General features: G+C 69.0%; 7 protein-coding genes and 2 pseudogenes. 8 read left to right on the forward strand and 1 reads right to left on the reverse strand.

What is annotated here, in order from left to right:
* Positions 1-280 precede the first annotated feature (280 nt).
* Together ACZ6O2_RS35225 and ACZ6O2_RS35230 are read left to right on the forward strand one after the other, a co-directional pair.
* The gene (locus tag ACZ6O2_RS35225) at positions 281-6,808 is read left to right on the forward strand and encodes a coiled-coil domain-containing protein (RefSeq protein ID WP_466026021.1); all 6,528 of its coding nucleotides are present in this window, start codon (positions 281-283) and stop codon (positions 6,806-6,808) included.
* A gap of 26 nt (positions 6,809-6,834) precedes the next feature.
* Positions 6,835-6,918 (forward strand): annotated as a pseudogene (locus ACZ6O2_RS35230) (IS5 family transposase); the annotation flags it as partial.
* Positions 6,919-7,034: 116 nt separating this feature from the next.
* On the opposite strand, the pseudogene ACZ6O2_RS35235 reads toward ACZ6O2_RS35230, so the two are convergent.
* A pseudogene (locus ACZ6O2_RS35235) lies at positions 7,035-7,157 on the reverse strand (transposase); the annotation flags it as partial.
* A 208-nt stretch (positions 7,158-7,365) separates the two neighbouring features.
* On the opposite strand from ACZ6O2_RS35235, the gene ACZ6O2_RS35240 reads away from it, so the two are divergent.
* The 6 genes from ACZ6O2_RS35240 to ACZ6O2_RS35265 all read left to right on the forward strand — a co-directional run bounded on the left by ACZ6O2_RS35240 (position 7,366) and on the right by ACZ6O2_RS35265 (position 14,154).
* Complete coding sequence (locus ACZ6O2_RS35240; protein ID WP_466026022.1) at positions 7,366-10,173, forward strand: ATP-binding protein; 2,808 nt, start codon at positions 7,366-7,368, stop codon at positions 10,171-10,173.
* Positions 10,174-10,850: 677 nt separating this feature from the next.
* A complete protein-coding gene (locus tag ACZ6O2_RS35245) occupies positions 10,851-11,207 on the forward strand; it encodes a DDE-type integrase/transposase/recombinase (protein ID WP_466026023.1) in 357 nt (118 codons plus the stop codon).
* Positions 11,208-11,326: 119 nt separating this feature from the next.
* Positions 11,327-11,665 carry a WhiB family transcriptional regulator gene (locus ACZ6O2_RS35250; RefSeq protein WP_466026024.1) on the forward strand — a complete coding sequence of 113 codons (339 nt, stop codon included), beginning with the start codon at positions 11,327-11,329 and terminating at the stop codon, positions 11,663-11,665.
* The gene (locus tag ACZ6O2_RS35255) at positions 11,650-12,264 is read left to right on the forward strand and encodes a GNAT family N-acetyltransferase (protein WP_466026025.1); all 615 of its coding nucleotides are present in this window, start codon (positions 11,650-11,652) and stop codon (positions 12,262-12,264) included. The genes ACZ6O2_RS35250 and ACZ6O2_RS35255 overlap by 16 nt, the downstream gene beginning before the upstream one ends.
* Positions 12,265-12,286: 22 nt before the next feature.
* Positions 12,287-12,589: a hypothetical protein gene (locus tag ACZ6O2_RS35260; protein ID WP_466026026.1), complete on the forward strand. Its 303-nt coding sequence runs from the start codon at positions 12,287-12,289 to the stop codon at positions 12,587-12,589.
* 98 nt (positions 12,590-12,687) lie between these two features.
* On the forward strand, positions 12,688-14,154 hold the full coding sequence (locus ACZ6O2_RS35265) for a cell wall anchor protein (protein ID WP_466026027.1): 1,467 nt from the start codon (positions 12,688-12,690) through the stop codon (positions 14,152-14,154).
* Positions 14,155-14,898: the final 744 nt, after the last annotated feature.

Genomic DNA, 14,898 nt, shown 5'->3' on the forward strand with positions numbered 1-14,898 from the left:
TCGTCTCCACGAGCCTGGGTTCACGGACTGGGAGATCAGCGAGTTTCTGGCGGTGAAAGAGTCGTTCGTGGCTCCCACGTTGGCGCGGCCGGTTGGGTCGTCCGGGTCAGAGTCGTCCGGGTCAGAGTCGTCCGGGTCAGAGTCGTCCGGGTCAGAGTCTGAGTCTGGGTCAGAGTCGTCCGGGTCAGAGTCGGAGTTCGAGTCTGAGTCTTTGAACCTGTCGCCCGGTTCGTTGCCTGGTCGGCCGGCGGCGATGGAATGGGGCCCCCAAGCCGGCTCCGTGGATGGCCCGGTCGACGCCGTGGATCTGGCCGGTGTGGACGGGGGTAGCGGCCCCGCGTCACCCGCGACGGGCAGCAGCATTGACGGCAAGGGCGGCGACGTGGAGGCGACGCCGGTCGGGAACCCGCCGGAGGTCGAACGGCTGACCCGGGAACTGGCCAGTATCCGGGACACGACCGCTGCCGTCGAGAGTGACCTCGCCGCAGCGCGGAGCGAGCTGTCCACCGCTCGGGAGGCCCTGGCGCGCCAGGTCGACGCCCGCGCGGCCGTGCCACCGGCGCGCGTGACGCAGACTCCGACCAGCGCCGATGAGACCCCGACCAACGGCGGTGAGACGCCTGCCAGCGGTAATGCCGCGCAAGCGGTGGAGCGTGCGGCGTGGGAGCGGCTCACCAGGGCCCAGGACCGGGTCGCTGAGCTGGAACGGCAGCGCGGAACAGTGGAACGGCGCGGGCACCAGTTGCTGGGGCGGGCCGTGCGGGTGGCTGACCGGAGGCGACAGGCGCTGGAGCAGGACGCCGCCACCCGGGAGGCGGACTGGCGGACGGCGGTACAGCAGTGGACGGACGGCCTACAGGGGTTGCGGGCCGGCGGGGCAGCGGCGGCGGACCGCGCGGCGGAGCGGATCCGGCAGCGGGACGCGGCGCGGGAGGCTGCCGAGCAGCTCGCGGCCCAGCGGGCCGATGAGCGGGAGGTGGCCCGGCAGGAGGCAGCTACCCGGGCGGCGCAGCGCCTGGTGGCGAGCCAGGAGGTACGCGAGCGGGCGGCGGCACGCGAACAGGCCCGGAGAGACGAGCAGGAGCGGTGGGACACGTGGCAGGGCGTACAGCGGGCGCTGGCGGTCCGGAAGGCAGTACGCGATGCCGCGCAGGCAGAGGCCGACCGGCAGGAGCAACGGCGCCAGGAGCAGGAGGCGCGGGCTGCGGCGGATGAGGCGCAGCGACAGCTGGCGGACCAGGACCCCGGGCAGCAGCACCTGGCGGCGGAGCGGGAGCAGCAACGGCGCGCGGCCGCCGCAGCAGCGCAATGGCGCGCCCGGGAGCGCGAGCTGGCCGCGGAGGCGGCGAAGATCCGGCAGGACGAGCAGCGCGCCGACGACCAGTTGGCCGAGCAGGCGCAGCGGCGGTGGGAGGAGGGCCGGCAGGAAGCCGAACTGGCGGAGGCCGAACGGGTACGGGCGGACGAGGACGCGCGGCGGCAGGAGGACGAGCGGCAGCGGGCCGACCTGCGGGCGGTCGAGGAGGAACGCGAGCGCGTCGAGGCGGAGCGGCGGGACGCCGACAACGCGGAGCGGCAGGCGGAGACGTGGCGTCAGGCCGAGCTGGCGGACGCGGTCGACGCGGCGGCGCGTACGGCGGAACGGACCCGGTTGGAGCGGAACGTCGCACGCTCCCAGGGGCGGCTCGACCGCGCCCGGAATGCGGCGTCCGATGCGCGTACGGTCTGGGAGCGTGCGGTCGAGGAGCGGGATCAAGCCAACGCAACTGGGGCGGCGGCCAAGGGGAAGGCCAGGGAGCCCGAGCCGGCGACGCCGTGGTACTTCGCCGACGGTGCCCTCGGTGAGCTGAGCGTCTCGGCGGTGCGGCACCTGACGCCGCAGCAGGTGACGGAGACCGTTGCACAGTTGATGGACGACCTGCCGTCAGGGTGGTCGACCGGGGCAGCCGACGACATCGAGATGGGCACGACCGACCGGCTGGACCTGGGCACCGCCACCCAGGAGGCGGCCATCCGCGCGCGGGTGTCGGCGGCGCTGCACACGCTGCTGACGGCACCGGACCAGCGGGACCCCCGTGCCGTCGAGGCACACCGTGAGCGTTGGGAGCAGGCGTTGTTCTCCGGAGAGACGCTCAGTGCGGGCGGCCGGCTGGTGTGGATCCGTCCCGTGCCGCACGATCCGCGACCGGCACCCGCCGGGAATGCCAGGGGCCCGCGGGTGTTCGGAGTCTCCTTCGGTTCGACCAAGGTCGGCAACGACACGTCCGTGTCCAGCGGACGGAAGTCCGACGGTGGACTGGAGGAAACCTTCGACATCTCGACCGGGCGAGCGTCCAGGTTGATCGCGGGCATCCCCACGCTGTCAATCAAGGGCGATCGCCAACACGCGATGTCTCAGGAGACCCGGGTCATCTGGGGCCGGAAGATGTTCGTGACCGCGTCGACGTCGTTCACCAGCGGGGTGTCGTTCCAGGTCTTCGTGAACGGCGTCGAGTGGGGACGGCCGTCGGTGCCGGCCGAGAACGGCCTCCTCGACATCTCCCTGCCGACCCTGTACGCCAACGGCAGCGCCGCGCCGAACCGGGCAGCCCAGCTCGCGCCGTCGCCACCCGAGCCGCCGACGCGGTCGACGCCGCAGGCCCGCGACGTGCTCAACGCGATCGACCTGACCCCACTCGTGACCGGCTGGCACGAGGTATTGGCGGCCGCCCTGCCGGCCGACACCGCGGCTGGCGTCGCCGCGAAGGTCACCCGCCAACTGCTCAACGAGCGGACGACCCGCAACCGTAGCCGGTGGATGCTGTCGAACGGGGACATGACGGACACGATCGACGAGCGGCTCACGATCGGCAGGTTCCGCGGCTACGTCGCCACGAGGGCGGTCATGCGGGAGTTGCAGCTGGTGGAGATCACCGAGGGCGTCACGGTACGGGACGACCTCGGGGTGATCGCGACCTCCGGGGAGGAGGTGTCGGGTACGAGCGGCACCGGCCTCGCGGCGGACGCGGCGCTTCTCGGACTGACCCACGCGGCGACCGACCCGAGTGGCCGGGAGGAGGCCGCCGACAGGACGACCGGCGCCTTCTCGTTCGGCTTCGGCGGCGAGTCCGAACGCGAGTCCGCGCTGGAGGTGGGCGGCAAGGTCCTGAACCACACGGTGCTGAACCGCAAGGAAGACCAGGCTCGTTACCGGGTGGTGTTCGACGTCACGTTGATCACGCATGGCGATTCCTCGGTGGTACCGGTGACCCGGCAGGTGGTCGGGGAGCTGGGCGTGCCGTTGAGCGAGGCGCAGCAGTTCGAGCGCAGCGTCTTCGGGACGGTCTTCACCCCTGAATTCGGTGGGCCGGGTACCGGGCGACCGCGGGCGCTGATCACGCCGACCGTCGCGGCCCCCCCACCGGCTCCGGCACCGGCAGGCGACATCGGCAACTGGTTGTCGCCGCCGCTGCCCTGGGCGCCGCAGGCGCGGCATTCCTACGTGCCCCCCGCCGGCCCGGCCCCCCGGGAGCCGCTGGCGCTGGCCATGCGGCGCGGCCAGGGTCTGGGGATCGCGGCGAACATGCCCGGGGCAGAACAGGTCGCCGACCTGGTGCAGTCGGTGCTGCGACAGAAGTCGGGGCGCGTTGATATCGGCGCCGTGGCGCGCCGCACCATCCTGGCGAAGGTGGGTCGGGCCGCGATGGAGGCCGATCCGACGCGGACGCAGGCCGGAAAGAAGTTCACCGTGCGGGTCGGCCGCGAGCGGTACCAGGTCATGGTGACCGAGCACCGGAGGGAACTGCTGGACAGTCCGGAATACCCGATGACGGTCAATGCCCGCGCGTTGACCGGAGCCACCACGTCGGGTTCCCGGTCGACCGAGGGCAGCCTCAGCGGCCGGTGGGGTGGCCGGGTGTCGAATCCGGCGGGCCGCAGCACCGAGCAGTCCGACCGGAACGAGCAGGCGCCGGAGAACGGGACGGAACACCAGGGGAGGGTGTTCTTCCCGCGGCTCGGCGTCACGGCGGAGCACGCACGAGCAAGCGAGCACGAGCTCAGCCAGGTGGTACAGGAGTACCGCCGGACCGAGACCGTCGGACACGTCGTCGACCATCGCTACCGCACGGTGTTCGAGGTCATGATCCGCGAGCAGACGGACAGCGGCTGGGGACCCCGCGAGACCTGGTTGATCGGTGCTGAAAGCGGCGGCGAGGTGGCGACCCACATCGCGGTACCGGTCGAGCATGTGCCGCGTGATCCGCGCACCGGCGAGGAGCGGGCCATTACGCCGGCGCAGCTCGACGGCGCGGGCGTGACCCGCTCGAACCCGCGACCCGAGGCCGCGTGGGCGCCGGTTGACCAACCGCCGCACCTGCCGTTGGACGTCCAGGGCAGCGCCGGGTTGTATGCGGCCTTCCGGCACGTACCCGAGCTGCCGGCCACCGCGGCGCGGCTGTACCAGCAGTTGAACGGCCTCTCCGACGAGTGGTTCAACGAGCCGATGAACTGGCCCGACGCGATCTTCGATCTCGGCGCCAGCACGGAACTGGCCGGCGGGTTCCCGGAGGCGGTCGAGGAGCACGGGTGGGAGCTGCAACTGCCCGGCCACGACGGATACCAGCAGGTCATCCGGGTCCGGGAGCGGTTCTTCGCGGCGGGTCTGGCATACCAGTACAGCAGCGACGGCATCGACAGCGCGAACGGTGTCGAGCTCGAGCAGTACCGGCAGTCGGCGATCAGTCACGCCGCCGGGACGAGCAGCGAGCTCAGCTTCGGCGGCAAGGCCGGTGTCGGGGGCCAGTATCTCAACCACGCAACGACCGCGAAGAAGGGCGATTCGGACAGCGGCGACTCGGACAAGGCCCACGAGCGCGGCCGTTTCGGCGGCGGCCTCTACGTCGAGGGTGGGATTTCGTTCGGCGGCTCGGACGGCAAGGACTATGGCGCCATCGACATCACCCGGGCCACCTACAACGACGTCGTCCACACCTATCACGGCCGGGTGGTCTTCGAGGTCATCGCCCTGCGCATCAAGGACGGCGAGACCACGGCCACCGTTCCCGTCTATCTGGACGTCGACGACGCGGTGGATCTCCTGGCGACCGATCGTGCGGCCGAGGATCTGGGGCTGTACCGTCCCCGGACACCGGCGCCGGACTCGGCGTCATCGCGCGAGATCATCGACCCTGAGTTGTTGCCCGCCGTGGGGCACCCCGAGCGGTTGCGGGCCAACGCCGTGCTGGACACGATCCTGCAACGGTTGCGGCAGCGTGGCCTGTTCGCCTCCGGCGAGGGTATCCCCGACCACCTGCGGCGCGCGCTGGTGAAGCGATTCTCCTCCCGGAACCTGGAGCCGCAGTACCTTCCGTTGTCCGGCCAGGGCGTGTACGGCTGGTTCCCGGTGCCGACGCCTTACCACACCACGCAGTACCTGTGGGTGCGGGTCAGCGCCACCCCGTCCGCCGCGCCGTCCAGCGACCGCCCGCGAGAGCAGGTCAGCCTCACCCTGCGTGGCGAGACGCACGACGCCCAGTCCAACACGGACACCTCTGGATGGTCGTGGGGTGGGGAGGTAGCCTTCTCCGGCCGTGGCGCGTGGAACGATCAGGGCAGGGTCCTCGGCGGGCATGCTGACTACGGGCAGGAGAGCTCGGAGTCCAGTGAACGCGGCATGCAGTCCGAGTCCAAGGACATCTTCCGGACCGGGCCCAAGAAGTCGCACGAGTTCGAGTACCCGTTGGACTTCACCATCGAGATGACGCTGACCACGGAGCTGCCCCAAGCGGTCACGTTCATGCTTGATTCAGCGCGCAACGTGCTGTTCGGCGGCGCCTGGCTCGCCGGCCTCTGGCAGCCGCACCTGGAACGGTCGGTCCGCGACCTCTGGCACAACCTCCCCGGGATCGGCTGGCAGGAGCAGATTCAGGTCACTGGGGACGTCCGGCTCATCGTGCCGCGATACCTGACCCGGCCGACGGCCGAACAGCCGGGGAGCTGGCAGGGGCTGGGTCCGGCTCCGGCTCCGGCCCCGACCGGCGCCGGCCGGTCGGTACCTCGATGGGTGGAGTCCGGCCCCACCCCGCCTCGGTTGAACAACGACCTGAACAACGACCTGATCAATGACCGCAACGTCCATCCGTGGCGGCTGAACCGGGCGGCCCGGGAATTCGAACGCTGGGCGGCGCTGACGACCCAACCGCCGCGGCTGCGTCAGGGCCTGGACCTGAGCACCGACGGCGCCTGGAGGGTGCCTGGCGTGCACGGTGGCAGCGATTTCGACCGCTTGATGGCGCACCACGCGTCCGAGATGATGCTGCGACCTCGCCTCGAGCCACTGCTCGAACACCGCTACCAGGTTCCGGGCACCGGCATCACTCTCGGCCTGAACATCCGGCGGGCCGAGATCTATGTCGACAAGGATGGCCGACCGCTGGCCTTCGAGCAGAAGGCCCGGCGATACCAGCAGAACGAGGCGGGCCCGATCAACAAGGGCGACTCGTCCTCGGGCTGGGAGCTCTCGTTCGGCCCGCAGGGTGGCGCTCCCGCCGGCAGCATCAAGAAGCTCGGCTGGAACGGCGACGGCCTCGGTGTCGAGCGCGAGGACGGCGAAGCCCACGCGGCCGAGATGAGCGAGGTCAACGAGCGCAACGTGGAGGCGAAGCGGACGTTCCATCAGTACCGCTACGACGTCACCGCTGTCATCTACGGTCCACACGGGACGCTGCTCGTCGACGTGGAGGGGGGCCTCTACGTCATGCGCGAGCAGGCGCCGACGGTACCGGTGACCACCACCCGTCGCCCCGGCCGGTCGGGCTGGATCCTTTAGAGGGCATCTTTGATCGCGGCGTGGACGTGCAGCGGCGTGGATATCGGTCGGACTTGTCGGATGAGCGGTGGGCGTTGATCGAGCCGGTGCTGACCGCGTGGCGGGCGGCCCATGGCGCCCGCGTGGGTGTCGATGTGGAGGTGGTGCCCCGCCGCAGCCGCAGCTCGGCGACTTCCTTGCGCAGCCGCCGGTTCTCCTCGGCCATCTCGCTGGTGGGCCGGTCGTGACGCTCACCGGCGTCGGGCTCGGCCTGACGGATCCAGTTCCGCAACGCCTCGTGATGCACGCCCAGCTGCTCGGCCAGGCGCCGGATGACCGGCTTCGGGTCCGAATCGAGGTACAAGCGCACAACGCGCTGGCGTAGCTCATCGGGGTACTTCTTTGGTTGGCTCGGACGATTTCCTCCCCACGGCCATCAGATGATCAAGAAGCTCCATGAAGCGGGGGTGGCTCAGGTTCGGGTACGAACGGTGGCATGTTCGTGTCCGGTCGGATACCGCCTGCAACTGCAATGGTTGCGGACGGCCGCCCATAGCCGCTCTGCGTACGATGCCGTAATGAGTGGCGACGAGGTCATCGGGCGCGGGGCGGAGCTCGATGTTCTGCGCGGTGTTGTCCGTGACGCTGCCGAGGGTCGCGGTGGAGGGGTTTGGATCGAAGGCGAGCCCGGGATCGGCAAATCCGCGGTGCTCAACGCCGGGCTTGCGCATGCACGTTTCCTAGGCATGCGCGTCTTCCATGGGACGGCCGACAGCCTGACCCAGTTGTTTGCGCTGCAGGTGATAGCAGAGTGTCTTGACCTCGGTGGGCACACGGTGGACGAGTACCGGTCGGAGATCGCGGAGCTGTTGGCAGGGCGCGGCTCCGGGACAGACGCGGTGCTGGCAGCGAGCGAGCGAGTACTCGCGTTGATCGACCGTGAGGCCACTCAAGCACCGGTGGTGCTGGCTATCGACGACCTTCAATGGGCTGATGCCGCCAGCCTCGGGGTGTGGCACAGATTGACGAGCATCGCGAGTCAAGCGCCCCTCGTGCTCATCAGCGCGTGCCGCCCCGTTCCCCGGCGTGAGGAGGTAGACCGCCTACGTGATGTCGTGATCGATCGGCTGGCCGCGCCGTTGATCCGACTCGACGAGCTGGCACCACCTGACGTGACCACGATGGTCACCGCGCTGCTGTCCGCGTCGCCGGGGCCGGAATTGACCGAGGCGCTGGCCAAGGCTGGGGGGAACCCCTTGTACGTGCGGGAGATGCTTAATGCCCTCGTTCGGGACGGGCAGGTGCATGTGTCCCGCGATGTCGCTGAGCTCGACTCTCCGAAGGGCGAGCCGCCGGCGTCGGTGGCGGCCGCCATCAGCCGGAGATTGGACTTCCTTCCCCGGCCGACGCGAGCAACCTTGCGCAGCTGTGCCCTACTCGGAACCCATTTCTCGATGCACGACCTCGCGTTGGTGTCGAACCGCCCCGTCCCCACCCTGGTCGACGCGGTGAGCGAAGCCGTGGAGGCTGGCGTGCTCGCCGACTCCGACGCCGGGCTGTCGTTTCGTCATCCGCTCATAGCCGAGGTGCTGAAGAAGGAAACGCCAGCGGCGGTTCGCGACGGTATGCACGGCCATGCGGCCAAGGTCCTCGCGGAAGCGGGCGCCCCATGGGATCGGGTCGCGAGACACCTCCTGGCCACGTCGGAAAGGCCCGAAGGATGGATGCTGGATTGGCTGGCCGACCTGCCCGCGGCCGCGTTGTACGCGGCACCCCTGATCGCCGCGGATCTCCTCCAGCGAGCGCTGACGGCTGTTCACCCTGGTGACCCGCGGCGTGATGTCTACCTCGCCCGGCTTACCACCGTGCTCCGGTTGCAGCATCGTCTAGACGACCTCGTGGCTCTGGGCACGGAGGCCCTTCGAACCGTGTCGGACCCAGCCCTTGTCGGGGAAGTGGCGTGGAACCTGGCGCGGGGATTCGGTATGTCCGGTCAATCTGAGCGGGACTGGTCCCTCATCTCGGAGGTGCTAGATCGACCTGACCTGGTGCCGCCGTGGCGCAGCCGACTGCGTGCCCTGCTCGCCTCCGATCTTCTCTTCAGCGACAACCGGGAGGCCGGGAGGGTCCATGCCCAGTCGGCGATCAGCGAGGGGGAGGCCTGCGACGACCCAGTCTCGGTCGGGTGGGCGTTGGTGGCCCTGATGGTTGACGCGCCTGGCTACAGCGAGGCGCTGGAGCTCGCCGAGCGCGGTCTTTCCGTGGTTGTCGGGGGCGACATGGAGTCGATGGATGTTCGGCTTCTCCTCATGGTCAACCGGGTGGCGCTGCTCGCCAACCTCTACCGGTACGGGGAGTTCGCCACGGCGCTGTCGGCCACGTCGGCGCTCGCCGAGAGCGCTGGTGCGACCACACGTGTCCTTCAAACGCAGCTTGTCGCGGCCGAACAGTTCCTGCACAAGGGTGATTGGGACCAGTCGCTCTTGTATGTGGACGCGATGGGCGACGTCGGGCACATTCAGCATCTGTTGCGGGTGCGTGGGGCGGCGGCATTGATCCATGCGCGGCGGGGGCAGCGAGAGGAGGCCGAGGCCTATCTGGCCTCGGTGGCGCACGTCCAGTACACGAGCGGAGTGCTGCGCCTGAACGCCCAGTCGTTGATCGAGGCGCAGGCACTGTTGGTTGAGGCCGACGGTGATCTCCCTGCGGCGGTGGCGCTGATGGCCCCGTGGCTGGAGGAGCAGTACTCCCAGCGCACCCAATACAGTCGTTGGGAGACACTGATGGAGTTCGTGCGGCTGGCCTTGGCTGCCGACCGCACCGATCTCGCCGCAGCGGCTGCCCGGGCCGCCGACCTGGATGCCAAGAACAGCGATGCGCCACAGGTTGTGGCGGCAGCAAACGTCTGCCAGGCACTTGTGTCGGATGATCCGCAGCCACTGCTGGCGGCGGCGGAGTATTTCGACAGCATCCATGCGCTGCCACGGGTGGCGTTCGCGCTGCAGGAGGCCGCCGTCCGGTTGGGGCACCGAGGAGACCTGCCGGAAGCCAGGAACGCGTTCGTTCGGGCCGTGACGATCTATCAGGGGTTGGGCGCCTGGCCGGACCTACGTCGGCTGGAGTCCAGGCTGCGCCAGTTTGGCGTACGCCGGGGATCTCGATCGACTCACCGCAAGGTCACCACGGGTTGGGAGGCGCTGACGCCGGCCGAGCGCGAGGTGGCCCGCCGGCTGGTGCAGGGGTTGTCCAATCCGGAGATCGCCCAGCGACTGGTGCTGTCGCGGCGCACCGTGGAGACGCACGTCGCCCACATCTTGAGGAAGCTCAACGTCCGCAACCGAGTGGAGCTCGCACGCGAGGCCCAAAAACAGCTCGCTCAGATCTAGTCAATGTTGGCTGTTCCAGACGCCGACAAGATGCAAACCCCAGCACGGCGAGCAACTTGATTCAGACCAGTCCGGATGAGAGGTGTCCGGCCCCAGCGCTGCACCGGTGACCAGCAGGCCACCAGCGCCGACCGGATGAGTGGATGGGCACCCGTGCGGTGGTAATGACGGCACCGATCGATTCGCGGCGCCGCAGCCTTCGGGGACTGAACCAGTCCACGGTCAGCACCGCTCCGATGCCAATACGAATTAGCATGGTGGGTTCGGTGGACTTCGACCGGTGTCTTGGCCGGCGGTGCCGGATGCCGGTGGTCAGCTGGCGTTGGGTGCGGGACGATGACAACGACCAGGCGCAGGCAGGCGCGAATCCGGGCATTTGTTCTCGGCGAATTCGAGGTCGCGGCGTGGGACGGAAGGGACGCGAGGGAGGAAGGTTGTGCCGGTTACCTCCGGCACAACCCGCCCGTTCCACCCGCCGCCGCAGCCCCTCTGGCAGTACGTCAACGAGGTTCACGACGTAGCTACGGACGCACCTGACTCCTGGTTCACAACGGGCGCGACGTGCCCTCGACGCGCCATCTCCTGGCCGCTACCACCGCGGATCGCCAATCAGCCGTCGTCGGCCGCCTCGAAGGCCACGTCGAACAGGTCGTCGACGGGCGGCGGGTTCGTGAGATGTGCAGGCCGATCAGGGGTACGCCTCGGACAAATGCCCTGTCAAGCCGTCCCTGCCCAGGTCTTTCGTCGTCACTCGGTATTACGAGTGGCGATCTTGCGTCAAACGCCGCGACCGGGCCGAACCGACTCTGGGTCGCCGATGCCACCGCATCCCGTGCGGTGAAGGCGTGTTCTGGTTGGCCGCGGTCCGCGACGCCTTCTCCCGCCGGATCGTCGGGTGGAAGACCTCCGACCGCTGCGACACCGACCTCATCCTCGCCGCCCTCGAATACGGGATCTGGTCCCGCGATGTCCGCGACGGCCAGTTCATCCACCACAGCGACCGCGGGTCGGACGGATTCAACGGGCCCGTGTGAGCGCGCTTCTGCGCGTCGATGTAGCCCCCGCGTGATGATCACCGCCTCCGTCGAACCCGAGGCGCTTCAAGGATCGGTCTGAACTGATCCACGGGCTGGTCCTGCCCGTATTGGGGAGTATGACGGCACTACAAATCACGAAGCCCCACCAGTCGTGGTGGGAGCAAGCCGAATGCAGGGGGCTGGACCCGTCGTGGTTCGAGTCCCGCCTGATGTGGCAGAAAGCCGTGCAACGCTGCATCGTCTGCCCCGTACGCGATCAATGCCTCGATGACGCCATCCACTTTGGTGACGTCGGCGTGGTCCGTGGCGCGTCCTGGGTTACCGGCAGCAGGCGTGGCCGGCAGGTCCTGTCGCTGGTCTGTGAGGCGTGCGGCAGCCGCCCGGTGGCCTTCACCCGGTCGACGGTCAGCCGCCACTGCCCGACCTGTCGGAGGTACCGGTGCCAGATGCGATGAGGGACTGCCTGGTCGTGTGGACGCCCGAGCAGTTCGCCATCCGGGCGGACGAGGCGATCGATGTCCTTGCCGAGGCGATGGGCTATGGCCCGGCGATGCGGGAAGTCAGCCGTCGGCAGTTGGTCGAGGACCTGACGATGCCGGGGTTCCGGGCGGTGGCCGTTCTGGGGCCGCTGGCCGACATCGTCGGGTTCGGCTACGGCTATCTGTGCCAGCCCGGCCAGTGGTGGCGGGACTGGGTCGCCGGCGCGATGCCGGTCGTCGCCGATCGCAGGCGGTGGCTCGACGGCGCCTGCACCGTATCGGAGCTTCAGGTCCGTCCGGCCTGTCAGGGCAGAGGGCTGGGTGAGGCAATGCTGCGAGGCATGTTGTCGTCGGCCGGGACGCGGACGGCGGTGCTGTCGACGGCGGAGACGGCCGACGGGCGGTCGCGGGCGTGGCGGTTGTATCGGCGGATGGGATTCCGTGACCTGCGCCGCGGGCTGCGCTATCCCGGCGACCCGCGAGCGTACGCCGTCTTCGGCCGCGATCTGCCGTGGCGGGACGGTTCGGCGGGGCGCACGGGGGATCGCGGTGCGTGGCCGGCAGTGAGGAGGTGACGCAATGCTGAGGTACCGGACCGTGCTGCTCGCCGAAGCTCTGTTCGCGTCGGCGCTACAGCCGTCGCAGCATCCCGATCGCCAGCAGGTGCGCCGGGCAATCGCTGGCGAACTCGTGCGCCGCCGGCTCGCCGGCTGCGTAGCCGAGGTCGCGTACGAGTTCGGTGAGCATCCGAAAGAAGCCGCGGAGCGCATGCGGTGGGCGCTGCGGACGGTTGCCGACTGCGGTGACTGGGGTTACGCGCGGCTGGCGGTGCTCCGCGGCCGTGTACCGCGCCGCCGATCATCGACAGAAACCCTTCGTATCAATTTCGCCAGCGATTGATCCACGCAGGCTCCTCAATACGTGCACACAGGGACGTGAAGAGTGCGGCGCCTCCGGCGAGGCGCCGAAACCCCGAAACCATCCCTTCCATCTGTGGAGTGACTGACGTGAACAGACCCCTCCGAAGGCTGCTCTCCCTGGCGGGCGGCATGCTGCTCGGCATGCTCGCGGCGCTGGTGGCGGCGAGCCCCGCCGCAGCGCATCACACCCGGGTCAGCGGGACGGCGGTGTGCCAGCCGGACGGCACCTATGAGATCACCTGGCAGGTGAACAACGGCAGCTGGGAGAACAGATACGCCAAGATCACCAAGCTCGTCGCGCGACCGCAGACACCGATCGCCGGGATCAAGGTGGGCAACGCGATCAGCGCCGACACCGACGGCAACGGTCCGAGAGGTGTCAGGAACGGTGTGCAGCGGGTGCCGGGCACGACGACGAGTGCCACCCTGACGGTGTCGGCGACCTGGTTCGAGCGCAACGGCGACCGGACCGGCATCTCCAGCACCGACTCCGGCCGCGCCGCCGGCCTCAAGGGGACATGCCGAAAGGCACCGCGATGCGTCGGCATGGCACAGGCCACGTACAAGCACACGTTCGACGGTGCGAAGGGCCGCGCGACGGTCGAGCTCGCCGGTGACCTGCCCCTGTGCCAGGACCAGAAGCAGGAGTTCCTCCTGGTCTCCTACTTCGCGCCGAGCGCCAAGCCGAGTTGGCCGCAGTACGCGCACGACCACGACATCGCGGTGATCGACGCCAAACACCGCAAGGTTGAGCTGAAGGTCGACGTGCCGAAGTGCTACACCCAAGTCGACCTCGTCTGGGGTGGCAAGGGCGAACTGATCACGCCGATGGTGGAGAAGGGCAAGCGCTACGGCGACAAGAAACTGGGCAGCAAGGGCAAGCCCGGCAGCCGCTCCGCCGGCCCACTCGGCGCCTACAACGGCGGTGCCGTGCCCTGCGCACAACCGAAGGCCACCTTCGCGCCGGCCTGCGACGGGTCCGTCACCGTCCACCTCAGCGGCGGCCGCTATCCCGTGACGTTCCGAATCACCGCGACCGGTGTGAACCGCACCGTCAACGTGCCCGCAGGAAAGTCGGTGGAACTGCCGATGCCAGCGGGCACCGGCCAGATCGTCGTCGCCGAGCGGGGCAAGGAAGTCGCTCGTTATCTATGGTCGCGGCCCTCGACCTGCGGGCTGCCCACGATGTCCACCGAGTCGACCTGCACCGAACTGAAGGTGACCATCACCCATCCCGGCCAGGGGATGCCACCGATCGAGGCGGTCGCCACCTACGGAACGCAGGAAAAGAAGGTCACGGCCTCCGACGGGGGATCGCAGACGATCGTCTTCGCCGCCGGACGAGAACGCGCCGTCAATGTGCAGTTTCCCGGCCACAACCACAAACTGACCGGCGAGTACGAGGACCCAGGCACCTGCGAAAAGCTGGCAACGACAGGTGCGATGACCGCCCGGATCAGCCTCATCGGAATCCTGATGGTCGCCTTCGGGACAGCCCTGATCATCTTCGTACGCCGCAGAAGGACATCAACGAACGAACACTAGTCAGTACGCGCCCACCACCTTCACCGGGTGACCGGTGGTGGTTGTGGATCCTCGCCTTGAGGCGAGCGGCCTCCACCGATCAACTCGCGAGGTGGGCCTCCGCCAGCACGAAGCTCCTCGGGCAGACGGCATGTGTTCTGGTCGACCACGTCATCTACCAGGAGCTTCGTCCATTTTCGGCGATCAACGCCCCACCGTTCGAGCTGGCGGTCTTTCCGTCCGCGCAGGGTGAAACGCTGTGAAGCTTGCTCTTGGTTGGCCTGGGGCTGGCTGGCAGGGCCAGCGTCATGACCGCGGCCTGGGTGTGGCTCATGAAATGGTGGCCCCGGCCGGGTGCTCTCAGTGAGATCTGCCCGCCCGGTTCGTGGTCAGGGCGCCGGCCCTGCCCTCTCGGTGGCTTGATCAGAAGCTTGCCCGACCCGTGGCCGCGGGTCGTGGCCCGTCACCGTCCTGCCGCGAGAGCACTTCCCGGGCCGGCGCCGTCACGACGCGTGGAAACCCACGCCGCCTCACACACTCTCGCACGCATCACCGCCGGCACCGGCACAGTCCAGCAGCACGCCCAGTTCCCAACCAGCCCGGCCGGGCTTCACCGCGCCACCGGCTGGATCCCACGCCACACCCGGGACACGACAACGCTGATCGTCATTGGGCCTGCCCCGTTTCGACGGACATCCGAGATCAGGAGCCGGTAGGGCTCCGGGAGGATGTCCAGCATCATGGAGAGCGTGGGGAAGAAGCGAT

It is taken from the genome of Micromonospora sp. NPDC048040 (assembly GCF_055587185.1).